Origin of the sequence: Nocardia sp. NPDC058666, from assembly GCF_042714895.1 — a bacterium.
Taxonomy (GTDB): domain Bacteria; phylum Actinomycetota; class Actinomycetes; order Mycobacteriales; family Mycobacteriaceae; genus Nocardia.
In genome coordinates this window covers 73104-90182 of record NZ_JBHXRY010000008.1, presented here as the reverse complement: position 1 = coordinate 90182, position 17079 = coordinate 73104, and the positions used below count along the sequence as shown (strand labels likewise).

Here is a 17079-nt window from a genome sequence, read left to right as displayed (position 1 = left end):
GCGCGCGGCATTGCTGCCACGCGCACCGGTGCACACGTCGTATGTACTACTTGACCTGGTACATCCAGATCTGGATGTTGTCCAGTTCGCCGGTTTCGCTCCACTTGTAGTTGCGGGCGAGGCCGGTGCCGCTGTAGCTACGGACGTAGTCGACGAGCTCAGCGCGCGTGACCTTACCCGAGTCGATGCCCTTGAGCAGAATCGTGGCCAGGTCGTAGCCCTCGACGGAGTAGACGCCGGGCGCCTGACCGTTGAGCGCCTTGTAATCGGCGGCGAACTTCTCCGGCGCCGGGCTGCACGGGCAAGACAGCAGCGCGTCCTTCGAGGAAGCACCCGCCTGCCGGACGAACTCGGGGTCGTTGGTGCCGTCGGCGGACACGAACGTCGCGGTCACGCCGCCCGAACGCAGCTGCTGCACGAAGGGCGCACCCTCGGCGTAGTAGCCGGCGAAGAAGATGGCGTCAGGCTTGGCCGCGGACAGCTGGGAAACCGCTGCGGAGAAGTCCTTGTCACCTTCCTTGATGTTGGTCGCGCACGAGGGGTCGACCGCGGAACCCGCGGCGGTGGTGAACGCCTTGGCCAGGCCGACACCGTAATCGGTGTTGTCCTGCACGACGCAGATCTTCTTGAAGCCCTTTTCGCCGGTCAGGTAGTTGGCCACGGCCGGACCCTGCGAGTCGTCGTTGCCCAGGCCACGGAAGAAGGTCTTCCAGCCGTTGGTGGTCAACGAGGGGTTGGTGGCCGACGCCGTCAGCGTGGGCATGCCCGCTTCGCTGAGGATCTGGCCGGTCGCCTTGGTCTCACCCGAGAAGGTCGGGCCGATCAGCGCGACGATGCTGGGGTCGGCGACGATGGACGGGATCACATTGGTCGCGACCTGCGGCTTGCCCTCGGTGTCGAACTGCTTCACCGAGACCTGGCAATCCGGGTTGGCCTTGTTGTGCTTGTCCAGCGCAACCTTCACGCCCATGATGATGTTGAGGCCGAGCGCGGCGTTACCGCCGGTCAGCGGGCCCGCCATGGCCAGGTTCACCGGCGCGCACTTGGCCTTGCCATCGCCTGCGGGATCCGCGGCGGTACCGGCGTCGCCCGTCGCGACGGCCTTGCCCTTGGTATCGAGCTGTACAACCGACTGGATCGAGAGATCGGTGTTGCCGCCACCGCCACCATCGGACGACTTGTCACTACATCCGGACAACACCAACGACGCGGCAGCTCCGATTACCAGAACTCCTCGCGTCGAACGACTGCGCCATGTCGAACTGAGCACGTCTCACCTCTATGTCCTGTGCTCCCCGGGTTCGCCGGGGGGGCTGACCACGTTCAGCCCGCAGAGAACATATCGCCGCTGTGTTAGATCCGCATAACATTCGCATCATGTCGGACGCTTCGTGTCCAGCAATAGTTAACGTTATTGTTTCGTTTACGTAAACATTTTCTGCTTTCGGACCCTGCGGCAGTAAGAGCAGAAGCGCGTTACTGCGGGGTGAGGTTCTCCAACACGACCTCCGCGACCGCCTTCATGGTGGTGCGGCGATCCATCGCGGTGCGCTGAATCCACTTGAACGCCTGCGGTTCCGACAATCCCTGGGTCTGCATGAGCACGCCCTTGGCCCGCTCGACCAGTTTGCGCGTCTCCAAACGGTCTGACAGATTCGCGACTTCTGTTTCCAGCGCGGTGATTTCGTGAAAACGGCTCGCGGCCAGTTCGATCGCGGGCACCAGATCGGATTTGGTGAACGGCTTCACCAGGTACGCCATCGCACCGGCGTCGCGGGCCCGCTCGACCAGATCGCGCTGACTGAACGCGGTCAGAATCACCACGGGCGCAACACGTTTGGACGCGATCTCGGCGGCGGCGTCGATGCCGTCACGGCGCGGCATCTTCACGTCCATGATGACCAGATCGGGGCGAAGTTCCTCGGCGAGCTCGACGGCTTGCTGTCCGTCGCCCGCTTCACCGACGACGTCGTAGCCCTCTTCTTTGAGCATCTCGACCAGATCCATCCGGATCAAGGCCTCGTCCTCCGCGACGACGACCCGCTTGGCCGCGGCCTCACGGGTGGCGCCGGCTGCACTGGTGCTCATAGGTTCGACCCCTCTGGATTGGAGATGCCCGTCGATCACACCACGACCGGGCGTTGTAAACAGTACCTTTCGCGACCGCGCTTCAGACTGCGCCTGCGATGAGATCGCGCACACTGGGCGCGGGCTACTCCCCCGCGGAGCGCGGAGCAGATCCCGCGCTTCCGCCCTTGGTGCCGAGTGTGGGAATCGAACCCACACGTCCTTTCGGACAACGGTTTTTGAGACCGTCGCGTCTGCCAATTCCGCCAACCCGGCGCACCGCGGTCACTATAGCGTGCCGACGCGCCGAGACGCGAACCGCCTGCTCCGCGCGGCGAACGGAGCCGTTCGACGGCCCCGTCGCGCACCCAGCCCACGGTCTCCGGCGCCACCCTCCCACGGTCGCGTCGGCAGTTATTACCGAATAGCATTATCGCGATCGGAAGAAGTGACGACCAACACATATCACTTCGAGGTTTCCAGACCATATCTCACGGGTATCACGGTCACACACAACAGATTTGCGCATCACGATTCATGTACGGCATCCAACCGAAAGGTGAATAAGTAGTACCGCGCTTGTGATGGTTACAATTCCGACCTACTGCGTGACAATCGACCCGATTACGGTAGCGGTATGCACGTGCTGTTCGTCTGCAACTCCAATGTCTGCCGTTCCGTGATCGCCGAACGGCTCACCGTGGCGTTCGCGGCGGAGCACGGATTACCCGGCCTCACCGCGGAGAGCGCGGGTACCCGTGCGCTGGTGGGCTTTCCGCCCGAGCCGCTGGCCACCGAGACCATCGCGGGCCTGGGCGGCGACACCACCGGTTTCAAGGCGCGAAAACTCAAGCCGGAGATGGTCGATCGCGCCGACCTGGTGCTGACGATGACCGATTCGCTGCGCGATCAAGTCGGCGAAATGGCGTTCGGTACCGGACCGCGCACCTTCACGCTGGCCGAGGCGCACCGCATCGCCAAAGTCACCGGCGCGAAATCCATTGCCGCGCTGCATCACGCGCGCGACAACCTGGCTTATGTGAGCCGGGAGAACATCGCCGACCCGATCGGACTTTCCCCGCAGGCCTTTCTCGAGGTGGGCGATCGCATCGCCGAATTGTTGTTTCCCGTGCTGGGTGCGCTGGCCCCGCACGAACAGACGAAACTGTCCGGCGGCGACGATCGCGGCGGCCTGGTGATAGGACCCGATCAGCAGGGACCGCTGTCGGCGTTCCTCGCCGCCCAGCGCAGGCGCTGACGAAGGCCTGTTCGCCACGGCGCGCAGGGATTACACTTCGGCGCGAACGTGGCGGTTACCCCTTGCAGGTTCGACACACGACGGGACGACAGACTTGCCGAAACGCATTTCGGATGTTTCGCTGCACGTGTACGTGACGCCGGAGACCCTGGACCGCATCGTCGCCGATGTCCGCACAGCGGTGCACGACCACGTCCAGGACCGCGACGTGTACGCTTGGCGGTTCACCCTGCCCGTCGACGCGAACGATCCGGTCCATCACGACCTCGAATCACAGTGGCGCGGTAGCCATCCCGGCCTCGACCCCGGCGCGCAGAGTACGTACGAGATCGCGCTGAGTCTGGTCGGTGCACCCGACGATCTCACCGACGCCGACATCGCCGACCTCGAACACGGTCTCGCGCTGGCCGTATACGGCGCCACCCCACCACAACCCGGCCACGGCGTGCCGTTCCTCTTGCGCGCGCATCAACGCACCGACGTGGTCGTCCCGCAGCTGGACCACGAATTGCGTTGAGCCGGTAGGACTGCGGCCCGTACGGCCCTGTTCAGCCGCGAGCCGGGAAGTGCCGGATGACACCCTCTTGCACGGTGGTGGCGATCAATTCGCCTGTGCGCGAATAGAACCGGCCCGTGGCCAGTCCCCGCGAGCCCGCCGCCACCGGCGATTCGGTGCAGTACAGCACCCACTCGTCGAAGCGGAACGGGCGATGGAACCAGATCGAGTGATTCACCGTCGCCGCGAGAATTCGGTCCAGCCCCCAAGACAAACCGTGGGTGGTGATGATCGAATCCAGCACGGTGGTGTCCGACGAATAGCCCAGTGCCGCGGTGTGCAGCAGCGGATCGTCGGACAGCATTCCGTCGGTGCGCATCCAGACCCGGTTGTGGTTGAGCTTCTCGCCGGTGCCCTTGAGAATCCATGCCGGGTCGTTGGTGTAGCGCATGTCGATCGGGTGCGGGGCGTTGATGAACATCTCGAGCTTGTCCTCGAAGCCAACGAAGCTCTCCTCGATCCGCGGCAGCGTTTCGGGATCGGGCACGTCGGGGCCGTCGTGGGAGTGTTCCAGGCCCTTGCCGAAGTCCTGGAACGCGGCCAGCATCACGAACAGTTCCTGGCCGTCCTGGCTGGCGGTGACCGTGCGGTTGGCCAGCGCGCGACCGTCGCGGTGCCGTTGCACGTGGTACTCGATCGGCTTCTTCACATCGCCGCCGCGCACGAAATGCGCGTTGACCGCGTGCAGCGGCCGCTCCCCCGCCGTGCGGCCGGCCGCCACGATCGCCTGTGACACCAGCTGCCCGCCGAAGGTGCGACTCCACACCTTCTCGGGATGGTTGCCCAAGAAGGTGTCCTCGCCGATCGACTCGAGATCGAGCAGGTCGAGCAACACCCGCAGATCGGGTGTCGGCTCGCCCTGGGTGGTTTCGAGTTCGATCGAGCTGTTCACTACTAGTGGTCCTCTTCGCCGATGCGGTGCACGTGGATCAGGTTGGTGGAACCGACGGTACCCGGAGGCGAACCGGCGACGATGACCACCAGGTCACCCTTGCGATAACGCTCCAGCGACAGCAGCGCCTGGTCCACCTGGTGGATCATCGCGTCGGTGGTGTCCACCATCGGCACGATGAACGTCTCGGTGCCCCAGGTCAGCGTGAGCTGGCTGCGCACCTCGGGGATCGGCGTGAACGCCAGCAGCGGCAGCGGGGTGTGCAGCCGCGCCAGGCGACGCACGGTGTCACCGGACTGGGTGAACGCGACCAGGGCCTTGGCGTTGAGGCGCTCGCCGATGTCGCGGGCGGCGTAGGAGATCACGCCGCGCTTGGTGCGCGGCACGTGGGTCAGCGGTGGTACCCGTGACGTTTCCGATTCCACCGCGGTCACGATGCGGGCCATGGTGCGCACCGCGTCGATCGGCCAGGCGCCCACCGACGTCTCGCCCGACAGCATCACCGCGTCGGCGCCGTCGAGCACCGCGTTGGCCACATCGGAGGCTTCCGCGCGGGTGGGGCGCGAGTTCTCGATCATCGACTCGAGCATCTGGGTGGCCACGATGACCGGCTTGGCGTTCTCGCGCGCCATCTGGATCGCGCGCTTCTGCACCAGCGGCACCTGTTCCAGCGGCAGCTCGACACCGAGGTCACCGCGCGCGACCATCACCGCGTCGAACGCCAGCACGATCGCCTCGAGGTTCTCGATCGCCTCGGGCTTCTCCAGCTTGGCGATCACCGGGACGCGACGACCCACGCGGTCCATGATGTCGTGCACGAGCTCGATGTCCGACGGCGAGCGCACGAACGACAGCGCGATGAAGTCCACGCCCAGCGCCAGCGCGAATTCCAGGTCGGCGATGTCCTTTTCCGACAGCGCGGGCACCGACACGTTCATGCCCGGCAGCGACAGGCCCTTGTTGTTGCTGACCGGCCCGCCCTCGGTGACCCGACACACCACGTCGTTGCCGTCCACCGCTTCCACGGTGAGGCCGACCTTGCCGTCGTCCACGAGCAGCCGGTCGCCGGGTTTGGCGTCCTGCGCGAGTTCCTTGTAGGTCGTGGACACGCGATCGTGGGTGCCGTCGACCTCGTCGACGGTGATCCGCACCTGCTCGCCGGTGGCCCACACGGTCTTGCCGTCGGTGAAACGGCCCAGCCGGATCTTGGGGCCCTGCAGGTCGGCGAGGATGCCGACCGCGCGGCCGGTCTCGTCCGACGCCGCGCGGACCATCTTGTAGTTGTCGGCGTGGTCGGCGTGGTCGCCGTGGCTGAAGTTCAGCCGCGCCACATCCATGCCGCTTTCGACGAGCTCCCGAATACGATCCTGGGTGGCAGTGGCCGGCCCCAGGGTGCACACAATCTTCGTCCGTCGCATCACGCCCCCCACCCTAGTACTCGGGAACCGCCGAGTCTTTTCGCCTAGGGGGTTGAACGTTTCATTCTACTTCTGTTCACGAGAACACGCGTCACCGAACAGCGACATGTCTGGAAAGTCTTGTTTCCAGGCGGGTTTGGCCGAAGCCGAGGATCAGGCAGATCACCCAGTAGTAGATCGCCGCGACGCCGTAGAGGGCGAAGAAGTCGAACGTGGGCGCGGCCGCGAGTTGGGCGGTGCGCAGCAGTTCGGTGACCAGGATGGTCGAGGCCAGCGAGGTGTCCTTGACCAGGGAGATCAGCGTGTTCGACAGCGGGGGCACGGCGATGCGCGCGGCCTGCGGGAACACGATGTACCACAGGGTCTGCACGTAATTCATGCCCAGCGATTCCGCGGCTTCCCACTGCCCGTGCGCCACGCTCAGAATCGACGAGCGCACCACCTCCGCGGCGTATCCGCCGACATTGAGGCTGAACGCGATCACCGCCGCCGGGAACGGGTCGATGACGATCCCGAACTGCGGCAGCGCGTAGAACACGATGAACAGCTGCACCAGCAGCGGGGTGCCGCGGATGATCGAGATGTAGCAGCGGGCGGGCACCGACAGTGCCCGCCGCGACGACATCCGCGCCAACGCCACCCCGACCGCGATGGCCAGGCCGATGACGAAGCTGATGGCGGTGAGCGGCAACGTCATCGTCACCGTGGCCTTCAGCATCGGCACCAGGTTGTGCCGGATCAGCTCCCAGGTAGCGGGATCCATCCGCTATTTGCTGACGTCGGTGCCGAAGTACTTCTCCGACAGTTTCGCCAGGGTGCCGTCGGCACGCAGTTCCTCGAGCGCCTTGTCGACGTCGGCGGTCAGTTTCGTGTCGTCCTTGCGGGCGGCGAAAGCCTGCTTGCTGGTCTCGCCGGTCTGCGCGGCGATCTTGATGCCGGTGTCACCAGTCTTCTTGGTGTACTCGCCCACCGCGAGGGTGTCGTTGACCGTGGCGTCCACGCGACCGGCCTTGAGCAGCTGCACGGCCTGCACGAAACCTTCCACCGCCTCGACCTTCGCACCCGCGCCCGAGGCGACCTTGCTCCAGTTGCTGGTGGCCGACTGCGCGGTGGTCTTGCCCGCCAGACTTGCCAGCGACGTGATGGAGGTGTTGTCGGACTTGGTCACGATCACACCCTCCGACGTCGTATACGGCTGCGACAGCGAGTATTTCGCCGCACGCTCAGGGTTCACCGTGACCTGGTTGGCGACCAGATCGAACCGCTTGGACTCCAGCCCCGCGAAGATCGAGTCCCACGGCGTCTGCACGAATTCGACCTTCTTGCCCAGCTTCTCACCGACCGCGCGCGCCACCTCGACGTCATAGCCGGTCAGCGTGCCGTTCTCCTGGTAGCTGAACGGCGCGTACGTGCCCTCGGTACCCACCTTCAACACGTTGGGGTCGGACGCGGACGAGCAGGCCGACAGACCCGTCGCGGCAACGACAGCGAGTACAGCGGCGGCAACAAATTTGCGCACGGACAATCCCTTTCTCCGCTGCGCGTATCAGCACGCGCAGGCTCAGCGACGCTACGGCGCCGCCACGGACCGACACAGAGTATCGCTCATCATGATCGAAACTCGCGTGAGCCGACGTCGCCACGAACTCGCACGATCACATCGCGCTGAGCGAACGCGCGTAATTCACCTTGTGCATGATGGCGGGGAAGGTGAACTGGTCCTGTACCGGAATCATCGTCGAGTGGAATCGACCGTCGGTACCGGTCACGGTCACCTGGACGTACCCGGTGACCGTGCGCTGCTTGATCAGCAGGAAGAGCAAGCTCAGGAAGCACATCCAGATGAAGAGAATGGCCAACACGACGGCGTAGGCCGGCATGCTCTCCGAGGTTTGCGACATATCGGTCGCGGTCCAGGTCGCGCCTCGCACCGGAAACGAACCCGCTGGTGTGACAACGAATCCGTCGACGACCGCGATATCGCCGATCGTCACCAGTGGGACACCTGTGTTCGGCGTCGCGGGCCCACCGAACCCGGGCCCCATCGGCTGCGCGTACGGGTTGAGTGGCTGGCCGTAGGGCGCCTGGGGGTATTGCGGCTGGCTGTATTGGTGCGACGACTGACCGTTACCCGGCTGCGGCCCGTAGGGGTCGGGCGCAGGCTGACCGTACTGCGGTTGTCCGCCCGTGTCGTGTGACTTGTTCAGGTCGGGACCGTATTGGGGGCCAGGGTTATAGGGATCGGTCACTCGCGTCCTCCACCACTCGTGCGGGCTCCCATCGTGGCCCCCCGCGATCTCGATCGACTGAACGGGACTGTGCCCGTGCCGATCCCCGCCCATTGTCGTCACAACACAGACCTGCTGTCACCCGATCGGCCACCCTGATCGTCGACGGCCGTCGGCCCGGCCGGCCTCAGTCGCGCAGCGGACGACCCTCCACGTCGGGCACTTTGCCGGTGAGGATCAAGATGCCGTCGATCAGCGGCCAGATCCAGCCCAGGCAACCCAGCGACACGATGGTGATCGCGAGTTGGGCGATGCCGATACCGGTATAGCCGAGGTAGAAGCGGCCGACGCCGAAACCGCCGAGGAAGATCTGCAGCAGGCCGGCCATCAACTTCTGCTTGTCCGAGAACGGCACGCCGTAGATGTCGCGGCCGTAAGGCGCCTCTGGATCGTTCGGGTTGTAGCCGTGCGACATGCCGCCGTACGACTGACCGTAGCCCGGCTGCGCGTACGGGTCGACGGGCTGGCCGTATTGGGGCTGCGGGGCGCCGTACTGGGGCTGGCCGTAGCCGGGCTGTGGCTGCTGAGCGTAGGGGTCGGCGGGCTGGCCGAAACCCGGTTGCTGCGCGTACGGGTCCGAGGGCTGACCGTAGGCGGGCTGACCGTACTGCGGCTGCGAACCGGAGTCGGGTCGCTTGTTCAGGTCGGGGCCGTACTGGGGATTGGGGTTATAGGGGTCGGTCACTCATGTCCTCCTTGACTTTCCCAGCCCATGAAGGGCCGGGTATCTGCCTCACAGCAGAGGGTTCCTGTTTCATCGATAGCAGCCTTCCCGCGTCAGCCGCGGGACGGTCTCACACCATCTCCGCAGGCCAAGACCGCCAGCCCAGCGGCCCGTATGTTCTTGGCGGCGTTTACATCCCGGTCGTGGGACACGCCGCAAACGCAGGTCCATTGCCGAAGCTGCAGCGGCATCGCATCGTTGATTCGACCGCACTCCGAACATGTCTTGCTCGACGGATAGAACCGGTCGACCGCGACAACAGTGCGCCCGTACCATTCCGCCTTGTACTCCAGCATCGACCGAAATTGCGACCATGATGCATCCGAGATCGCGCGAGCTAGGCGACGATTCCGGACCATGTTCCGCACACTCAAATCCTCGATCGCGATCACTTGGTTTTCGCGTACCAACCGAGTCGAGAGCTTGTGCAGATGATCGCGACGACGGTCCGCGATCCGCGCATGAATTCGGGCGACCTTCACTCGGGCTTTTGCCCGGTTCGCCGAACCCTTCCCCTTCCTGGCGAACACTCTTTGCGCCCTCGCGAGGCGGGCTCGATCCTTCTTCTCGTACCTCGGATTGGGCACCTTCTCCCCGGTCGAGAACGCGTACAGCGACGTAATCCCGGCATCCACCCCCACCGTTCGACTCGACGCGGCTAGCGAGGGCATCGTCTCCTCGACCAGAATTGCGATGTGGTAGCGGCCCGCCGAGTCCTTCGATACCGTCACCTGAGACGGCACCGCCCCGCACGGCAGCGGACGCGACCAGTGGATATCCAGCGGTTCGGCCTGCTTGGCGAGCCGGATCTGGCCATCCCGGAACGTGAAACAGTTCGAGAAGTAGGTGGCTGAATCCTTCGATTTGCCCTTCCTCTTGAATCTTGGATATGCGGCCCGCTTGCGCCAGAACATGTCGAAAGCACCTTGCAGATGCTGGAGCGCGACCTGCAGTGGCCCCTTCGACGGCTCGGTGAGCCAACTGGTTTCCTGGTCGCGCTTCCACCCCGTAAGCATCCTGCTCGTGTCGACATAGTTGATACGACGCTGCTCGCAGGTCCAGGCTCGAGAACGCTCGGCCAGGGCCCGGTTGTACACGTAGCGGACGCAGCCGAAAGTACGAGCGAGCTGGTCTGCCTGCTCGCTCGTCGGATAGAAGCGGTACTTGTAAGCCCGCTTCACCACCCTCGAGGCCATAGGTGAGATGGTACAACATTAGTTTTTCACTCATCGTCTGCTGTTTCGCCGTGAACGACAGGTCCCGCCGCACTTCTCCCCGACATTCGCGCGAGATCCCGTCGCACCCCCGGCCAATGCAACGGCCGAACGGCGGTGCAACCACGGCGATTACGGTCAGTCGTGGTTATCTCGACCGGCCGTTGTCTTCTCAGGTTCCGCCTTGACTGTCCGCGACACTCGATCGATAAATCGCGGGCGTCGGCTATGTTGCCCGACGCCCGTCGATACCGCCACCCGTCGCGAGGTCAGCCCTTCTTCAGCGACTGCGTCACGTCCCCACCTTCGCCCTGTTCGGCCTGGTCACGAGCGGTATCAGCATCAACCTCGGCCGTCTGCGTCAATTCCTCGCCGCCAGCGCGCTTCGCAACATGCGCGGTCGCCTCGCCGAACTTGGTCGAATCACACTCGGGCGCAGCCGAATCCGCCTTTTTCGTGACGTCGACGGCGGTCGAATCCGAGTCAGCGGCCGCGTTGTCGGCCGCGCCGGCGGCACGCAGCGCGGAGAGCTGCCACGGCCACGGGCGCGGCTCACCGTCGGGTTGCAGCTGCGCGGGTGTCTCGCGCCCCTTCGTCGCCAACGCGAAATAGGCCATGGCACCGAGGAATACCAGCGCCGCGGTGAACGAGTTGATCCTGATGCCGAGGATGTGAGTGGCCTCGTCGCTGCGCAGCAGTTCCACGAAGAACCGGCCGAAGCTGTAGCCGGCGACGTAGAGCGCGAACAGTCGGCCGTGGCCGATCTTGAAGCGCTTGTCCACCTGCACCAGCAGCACGACGATCAGCACGTTCCAGACCAGCTCGTACAGGAACGTGGGCTGCACGACCTCGAGCACCCGCCCGGTCGACACCCCGTTCATCATGTCGCGCGCCCCGGTTTCGGGATCGAACCGCTCGTAGATCTCCAGACCCCACGGCACATCGGTGGGGCGCCCGTAGAGCTCCTGGTTGAAGTAGTTGCCGAGTCGGCCGATCGCCTGGGCCAGCAGCACACCGGGTGCGACCGCGTCGCCCAGCGCGGGCAGCGGGATCTTGTACATCCGGCATCCGATCCACGCACCGACTGCACCGAAGGCCACCGCACCCCAGATACCGAGGCCGCCCTGCCAAATGTAGAGCGCTTCGATGGGATGCTTGCCCTCGCCGAAGTACTTGTGCCAGTCGGTGGCCACGTGGTAGATCCGGCCGCCGACCAGCCCGAACGGCACCGCGAACATCGCGACATCGAGAATCGCCCCCGGCTGCCCACCACGCTCGCGCCACCGGCGCTCACCCCACCAGATGGCCACGACAATGCCGAGGATGATGAACAGCGCGTACGCCCGAAGCGGGAAGGGTCCGAGTTGCCAGACCCCCTGGGGCGGACTCGGAATGTAAGCCAGGACTGAGTTCACGGCCACCACGTTAGTTCAGAGCCGTGCCAATGCGTGACCGTGACCCGAACGGCCGTGGTCCCCCACATGACGACAACGCCCAGAACCCCTGGTCGATTACCACGCGGTCATCGATGGGCGGCTGACGATGTCGATGCGAGTTCCGATCTGGCGCACGAGTTCTTCTGGTCCACCAGGGATTACGGTGAAGTTCTCGCTGTCGTGATTTTGCAGCAGGTAACGGCCGTCGTCGGGGTAGTCGAGCCAGCAGAACGCGCGCCCGTCATCAGTCGGGCGGGCATCGATCTGGAAGCCGGGATAGACAGTGATCTCGCCGCCGCCGACGCGCGGGCGGTGGAAGAAGCGGCGTAGGTGTTCGGTCGGGGACAACTGCGTGGGGTGGCGGGCGTAAACCGGGGTATCGAGGTCGCCACGTCTGCCATCGAAGCGGGATTGGCCACCAGCATGCAAGCGTGGCAACCGGGCGGTGATGTCAGCGGCGATGCCGGTGCTGCGATGCGTCGAGACGACAATGTCGCCGCCGTGGGCATGGGTGGGTCCGGGCTGTTGGGCTGCCAGCACCGCGATCGGACCCGCGATACCGACGTAGACGCGCAGAACTCGAGACTGCGGCCCGTGCACGCCTTCGATTTCTACCCGCGCCTGCGGTTCCAGCAGGACCTGGAACATGGCGTGCATCTGTTCGTCGTAGATCCGGCGCAGGCGCATTCCCGCCTCACCACGTCGACGCTCGTCGTCAGCTCGATATTCGGCGAACTCACGCCGGTAGCTGAGCGGGTACGGGAACCGGTCGCGGCGATTGGCTTGGAGTGCGAGCTCGAAGGTGAGACCGTCGAACTGGTATCGCAGGCCGGGAGCGAGATTGTCGGTCAACCGATGACCCCGCCGGGCGGCAAGACCGCCGGAAGTTGACCGATCAACTCCGACTCACGCTCGTGAATGAGGTAGTCGGGAATCTTGTGCTCGGTCTCGTCGTCGCCACCTTTGCCGCGCCCGCCGCCACCCATCATTCCTGGCATTCCTGACATTCCGCGCGTTCCCGCGCCAGCGCTTCGGGCAGCAGCCGAATTGCCTACCCCGGCCGCTGATCCGGCGCCAGGCTTACCCGGCTGCGCAACACCGGCGACAGGGCTGCCCGCGCCGGGAATCCCGGCACCGGGGGTACCACCCGACGGCGACCCCGAACCGGGTGCACCCGAACCGACCGGTGTGCCGCCGCTCGGAGTGGCAACCGGCGTACCTGCCGGGGTGGTCGGTGTTGTTTCCGGTGTGGTCGATGCCGGTGTCGTGCCGTCGCCACCGGCGTCAGTCGGAATCTCCGAGTTCGGTTCGGCGGTTTCCGGAGCGCCCGTGCCCGGGTCCTGTGTGGTGGGCGCGGCCGCGGTCGCCGGGTTTGTCGGTGCGCCGGTATCGCCACCACCTGGTTGGGACGTTCCAGGGCCGCCGCCATTTCGGTCACCGTCGCCGAGTTCGCCGAGGGTGTTCTTGGCGACCGGCAAGAACGGGGTCTGTCCGTCGACCTGCACCGATCCCGGCGAATAAACAGTGGTCATGATCTGTTGGGCTGCGGCCTCGGCTTCGTTGTATTGATGCCTGTCGCTCTTGAGCAGCCCAGCGCCCGGAATGGTTCCCGCGATCTTGTCCCAGGTGCTGAGCTCCTCGGGCTCGGGGATAGCCATCTTCGCCTGGGTGAGGTAGCCCTCCATCAGATCGATCCCATTGGCGACGAGCTGGAACGCGGTCGGCAGTTGCTTGGCCTGGGTGGCGTACTCCCGCACGCCGTCGACGGCGGCGTTGGCGGCCTGACCCGACCACATGTCGCCGATCACCCGCGCGATCGTGGCATCGTAGGTCGTGACCAGTTCGTCGACCGTGGTGGTCAACCGACGCCAGGCGTCGGCACCGGCGTTGATATCGGCGGCCGAAACTCCGGGATCGCCATCCGCCGCGTTGAGCTTGTTGTAGATCATCCAGTGTGGCCAGGTTCCGAAGCCTTCCGGCTCCACAACTTTCCCTGCGGGCGTTCCCGCGAAGTTGCCGCCGAGCCGCTGGTATTCGTCGTTGATGATGGCGCGGTCTGGAGCCCATCGATCCGAGGCAGCATCGCCCAGTCGGCCACGCTCGGTCGCGGCCTCGTGCGATTCCCGAAACCCGCCGATGCCGCTCGGAAGGATGCCACCAACGATAGGGATAAGTCCGATGGTTTCCTCCCAACCCCACCCCATCAGACGCCCTCTCCCGCAGCCCGCAACTGTGCCGCACGCTCCTCGTCGACGAGCTCGAGCTTTCCGATCGCGGCGGCGAACGTGTCGTGTTGTAGCCACGCGATGTCTATGTGGTCCTGAATGCGTTGCGCGGCATTGTCATTGGGGTCGGAACCACCACCGACGCCCTTCTGTTCGAATTTGACGCGCAAGGCCTTCGCCGACGGCAACGAACCCCAACCCGTCAGATTGGCCAACTCGGCCGTGTCAATCTTAGCCATTTCCAATCCTTCGGCGTAGACCTTGGCTGCGGCGCGGAGCGCCTCCCCGAGCTCGGGTTCCATCCGAAACACCCCGGCGACGGCCTGCTGCCCAAGCTGTGTCCAGTAGGCATGCTGGTCTTCGACCCCACCCATACGATTCTCCCTTTCCCCGAACTCCCGACAGCCTACTTCGGCAAGGACGGTTCTATAGCCTCGGCGTGACGGGCCGCGATCGCACAGGTGTCACCTTCGCGAGACTTGTACTCACTGAGCCAATTGACGCTGACTTGAAACATGCCTTGTTCGGCATTGAAGTTGACGTAGCACCCCTCAGGGTTGCTGCGTTCCTTGCTGATCAACCCCGGTCGACCGTTGACGGTGGTCTCACCCAGCACGGTCGAGCTTTCCTTCTCGCGCAGCTCCTGCAACGTATGACTGGTCGAGTACACGTACGCGAGGTAGTTCACGGGTCCGTATCGTTCATCGAGTGGCTTCCAATTGCATGCCCGGAAGCTCGACACTCCAGTCGGCGGATCGGTGAACACCCGTTTCGTTGCCGGGTCCAGCCCCGCCGCCCGCAACGCCTCATCGCTGATCCCCGGATCCCGGCACACGTTGTAGACGATGATCTCGTCGATATTGCGAGTAGTCGGCTCAGCCGACCCACCTGTCGAACCACCGCAACCGACCAGCATCGGCAACGTCACGACCGCGCCCATGACAGCCGAAACCATCTGACCTCTTCGCACAGCTCTCCCTCGCCGAACCCTCCAGGACATCCCGTCTACCTCTTGGACGCACCGGGCGGCCTACCGGTTCCCACCGATCTCGAAATCACGTGGCGATCACCCTACCCGGCACGTCGAGATGGCGGTTGCGGCCCGAAGTGACCTACGCGCCAACGATGTTGCACGGCGGCCGGCTAGTGAGATCCCCGTCACAACATGCAACCGGATTCTGGTTTCGTGCGTCCAATATCGTGAACGTGCTGTCTATCGGATCGAGGCTTCATGAACGACTGGTCGGCCCCCACTCGGGCGGAGAACGACGCGTTGCGCGCGCAGATCGATTCGATGTTGGACACCTTCAACTCCGAGAAGTCCGCCCTGCTCGACGCCCAAGCCCAAGCCTCGGCGCTGGTGAGCGTGTGGTCGCAGGACGGCCTGGTCCGTGCGTCGGGCACGATCGCGGGCGTCTCGGAAGTCCACATCGCCGCCGACGCGTTCAAACGCACGACACCGGAATCGTTGGGCCGTTCGGTCACCGAAGCCCTCACGGAACTGACCCGCCAAACCACACAGGCCCAAACACAAGCTCTCGCACCGCTTTCCGCGTCGATGCCCGACCTATCCGACCTGGTCCCCGGCGCTCCGAGCATAAAAACCCTCATCGCCAGCCTGACCCCGCCCCCACCGCCGATGCCCGAACCCGTGGTGCAGGCGCCGGAAACTCTCGTCGATGATTCCGACGACGAAGAAGGCGACTATTTCCGCAACCGCAGCTACCTGCGATGAGCTCGGTCGACGTCGACCCCGACGGCCTGCGCAACACCCAACCCGGGTTCGCGTCGGTCGCGTCCACGATCACCACTGCGGCTCGAGCATTGGCCGCGGTCATCGCCGCCGAGGGTGAGTGTTGGGGCGGTGACGAGGTCGGTGCCGCGTTCGCGAAGAACTACACCCCCGGCGTAGAACCCGGCCAGAAAGCGGTAACCGGTTTAGCGACGACGATGACCCAACTGGGCGAGAACATGGTCACCATCGCCAACGCTTTCCAAGCCCAAGACACCAACCACGCGGGCGAAATCGGCCAGGCGGCGGGTTCGCTGTAAATGGGCATCAATATCCCCGATGAACTGCAGTGGATCGCGCAATATGTTCTCGGAGCCGGTGATTGGCCCGACGGCGACGAGACCGCGATGCGCAGGGTCGCTGACGGTTGGACCGCGATGGCCAACACACTCGACACCGTCGACGACGATGCCGCGAAAGTTTTGAATGTCGTGCTTTCGGCGATCTCCGAAGGCGAAACCCATACTTCCATCGCGACTCTTCGCGACAAACTGCTGTCTGGAGACCAGGCAACGTTCGCCGCGGTCCGTAAATGGTGTGAAGCTCAGGCCGAGCTGCTCGACGATGGCGCCAACGACATCGAGCACACCAAGCTGGTGATCATCGGCACGATGATTGTCACCGCGGTCGAAATCGGTGCCGCGATTGCCTTTTCGTGGACCGGTGTCGGTGCGGTCGCGGGGGTCGCCGCACGAGTCGCCGCGCAGGTCACGATCCGGATGGCGATCAAACAACTCATCGCCCGCATGCTCTCCCGTGCCGCCGCGAAAGCCGCCGCGCGATTAGCGTTGCGTGGCGCGGCTTTCGAAGCGTTGGAAGAAGGTGGCCTCGATCTGGCCGCGCGAATGATCCAGGTCTCCAACGGTGACCGCACTGCAGACAAGTTCGGTTGGCAGGACTTCAGTCTGGCGACTATCGGAGGCGCGGTCGGCGGCGCGGTCGGCGGGGTTTTGGGTGGTGGCACGGGCGCTCTGGGCGACGTCGCGTCCTCGACCGCGGGAAAAGTCGCGGGCAAGATAGTGGGCGGCACGGTCACCGAACTCGGCGCTGATGTGTCCGCCCAGGTAGCCGCCGCGGGCGCTGGCGCGGCTTTGTACGATCGGGAATTCCAGCTCGACTTCGGTGTCGATACCTTCACCAGTGCCGGTGCCGGAGGTGTACAGACCGCGCTGGAATCAGGCGGTCACGGCGGAACGGCCACGGCCCCGA

The 17079-nt window shown here is 64.8% G+C and carries 19 protein-coding genes and 1 tRNA gene; 4 read left to right on the top strand and 16 right to left on the bottom strand.

What is annotated here, in order from left to right; genetic code table 11:
* Positions 1–46 precede the first annotated feature (46 nt).
* The 3 genes from ACFWVD_RS19140 to ACFWVD_RS19130 form a co-directional block, all read right to left on the bottom strand.
* Positions 47–1270: a branched-chain amino acid ABC transporter substrate-binding protein gene (locus tag ACFWVD_RS19140; protein WP_379244526.1), complete on the bottom strand. Its 1224-nt coding sequence runs from the start codon at positions 1268–1270 to the stop codon at positions 47–49.
* Between the two features lie 206 nt (positions 1271–1476).
* On the bottom strand, positions 1477–2088 hold the full coding sequence (locus tag ACFWVD_RS19135; protein WP_379244524.1) for an ANTAR domain-containing response regulator: 612 nt from the start codon (positions 2086–2088) through the stop codon (positions 1477–1479).
* 168 nt (positions 2089–2256) lie between these two features.
* Positions 2257–2343: transfer RNA gene (locus tag ACFWVD_RS19130), tRNA-Leu, on the bottom strand.
* Positions 2344–2704: 361 nt separating this feature from the next.
* On the opposite strand from ACFWVD_RS19130, the gene ACFWVD_RS19125 reads away from it, so the two are divergent.
* Positions 2705–3325, top strand: coding sequence for a low molecular weight phosphatase family protein (locus ACFWVD_RS19125; protein WP_379244522.1), 621 nt, complete (start codon positions 2705–2707; stop codon positions 3323–3325).
* Positions 3326–3419: 94 nt separating this feature from the next.
* Positions 3420–3842 carry a hypothetical protein gene (locus ACFWVD_RS19120; protein WP_379244520.1) on the top strand — a complete coding sequence of 141 codons (423 nt, stop codon included), beginning with the start codon at positions 3420–3422 and terminating at the stop codon, positions 3840–3842.
* Positions 3843–3873: 31 nt separating this feature from the next.
* Here ACFWVD_RS19120 and ACFWVD_RS19115 read toward each other — a convergent pair whose 3' ends face one another.
* The 12 genes from ACFWVD_RS19115 to ACFWVD_RS19060 all read right to left on the bottom strand — a co-directional run bounded on the left by ACFWVD_RS19115 (position 3874) and on the right by ACFWVD_RS19060 (position 15033).
* Positions 3874–4773, bottom strand: a complete 900-nt coding sequence (locus ACFWVD_RS19115) for an acyl-CoA thioesterase (protein WP_379244518.1) — start codon at positions 4771–4773, stop codon at positions 3874–3876.
* A 2-nt stretch (positions 4774–4775) separates the two neighbouring features.
* Positions 4776–6194, bottom strand: coding sequence for a pyruvate kinase (gene pyk / locus ACFWVD_RS19110; protein ID WP_379244516.1), 1419 nt, complete (start codon positions 6192–6194; stop codon positions 4776–4778).
* An 88-nt stretch (positions 6195–6282) separates the two neighbouring features.
* Positions 6283–6954 carry an amino acid ABC transporter permease gene (locus ACFWVD_RS19105; RefSeq protein ID WP_379244514.1) on the bottom strand — a complete coding sequence of 224 codons (672 nt, stop codon included), beginning with the start codon at positions 6952–6954 and terminating at the stop codon, positions 6283–6285.
* A 3-nt stretch (positions 6955–6957) separates the two neighbouring features.
* Positions 6958–7710, bottom strand: a complete 753-nt coding sequence (locus ACFWVD_RS19100; protein ID WP_379244512.1) for an amino acid ABC transporter substrate-binding protein — start codon at positions 7708–7710, stop codon at positions 6958–6960.
* Between the two features lie 136 nt (positions 7711–7846).
* Positions 7847–8440 (bottom strand): hypothetical protein, encoded by a 594-nt coding sequence (locus ACFWVD_RS19095; protein ID WP_379244510.1) that lies wholly within the window; start codon positions 8438–8440, stop codon positions 7847–7849.
* A 166-nt stretch (positions 8441–8606) separates the two neighbouring features.
* A complete protein-coding gene (locus ACFWVD_RS19090; RefSeq protein ID WP_379244508.1) occupies positions 8607–9164 on the bottom strand; it encodes an NINE protein in 558 nt (185 codons plus the stop codon).
* Between the two features lie 92 nt (positions 9165–9256).
* Positions 9257–10399 (bottom strand): RNA-guided endonuclease InsQ/TnpB family protein, encoded by a 1143-nt coding sequence (locus ACFWVD_RS19085; protein ID WP_379244507.1) that lies wholly within the window; start codon positions 10397–10399, stop codon positions 9257–9259.
* Positions 10400–10686: 287 nt separating this feature from the next.
* Positions 10687–11841, bottom strand: coding sequence for a prolipoprotein diacylglyceryl transferase (gene lgt / locus ACFWVD_RS19080; RefSeq protein ID WP_379244505.1), 1155 nt, complete (start codon positions 11839–11841; stop codon positions 10687–10689).
* Positions 11842–11928: 87 nt separating this feature from the next.
* A complete protein-coding gene (locus ACFWVD_RS19075; RefSeq protein WP_379244503.1) occupies positions 11929–12705 on the bottom strand; it encodes an ESX secretion-associated protein EspG in 777 nt (258 codons plus the stop codon).
* Entirely contained in the window at positions 12702–14057 is a 1356-nt protein-coding gene (locus tag ACFWVD_RS19070) for a hypothetical protein (protein ID WP_379244501.1), read from the bottom strand. The genes ACFWVD_RS19075 and ACFWVD_RS19070 overlap by 4 nt, the downstream gene beginning before the upstream one ends.
* Positions 14057–14452 carry a hypothetical protein gene (locus ACFWVD_RS19065; RefSeq protein WP_379244499.1) on the bottom strand — a complete coding sequence of 132 codons (396 nt, stop codon included), beginning with the start codon at positions 14450–14452 and terminating at the stop codon, positions 14057–14059. The genes ACFWVD_RS19070 and ACFWVD_RS19065 overlap by 1 nt, the downstream gene beginning before the upstream one ends.
* A 32-nt stretch (positions 14453–14484) precedes the next feature.
* Complete coding sequence (locus ACFWVD_RS19060) at positions 14485–15033, bottom strand: DUF3558 domain-containing protein (RefSeq protein WP_379244497.1); 549 nt, start codon at positions 15031–15033, stop codon at positions 14485–14487.
* Positions 15034–15309: 276 nt separating this feature from the next.
* Between ACFWVD_RS19060 and ACFWVD_RS19055 the strand changes: the two genes are divergently transcribed.
* Positions 15310–15813 carry a YbaB/EbfC family DNA-binding protein gene (locus ACFWVD_RS19055; protein WP_379244495.1) on the top strand — a complete coding sequence of 168 codons (504 nt, stop codon included), beginning with the start codon at positions 15310–15312 and terminating at the stop codon, positions 15811–15813.
* Positions 15810–16130 (top strand): type VII secretion target, encoded by a 321-nt coding sequence (locus ACFWVD_RS19050; RefSeq protein WP_379244493.1) that lies wholly within the window; start codon positions 15810–15812, stop codon positions 16128–16130. Before ACFWVD_RS19055 ends, ACFWVD_RS19050 begins: the two co-directional genes overlap by 4 nt.
* A gap of 284 nt (positions 16131–16414) precedes the next feature.
* Here the strand turns inward: ACFWVD_RS19050 and ACFWVD_RS19045 are convergent, their stop codons facing one another.
* A complete protein-coding gene (locus ACFWVD_RS19045) occupies positions 16415–16609 on the bottom strand; it encodes a hypothetical protein (RefSeq protein WP_379244491.1) in 195 nt (64 codons plus the stop codon).
* Positions 16610–17079: the final 470 nt, after the last annotated feature.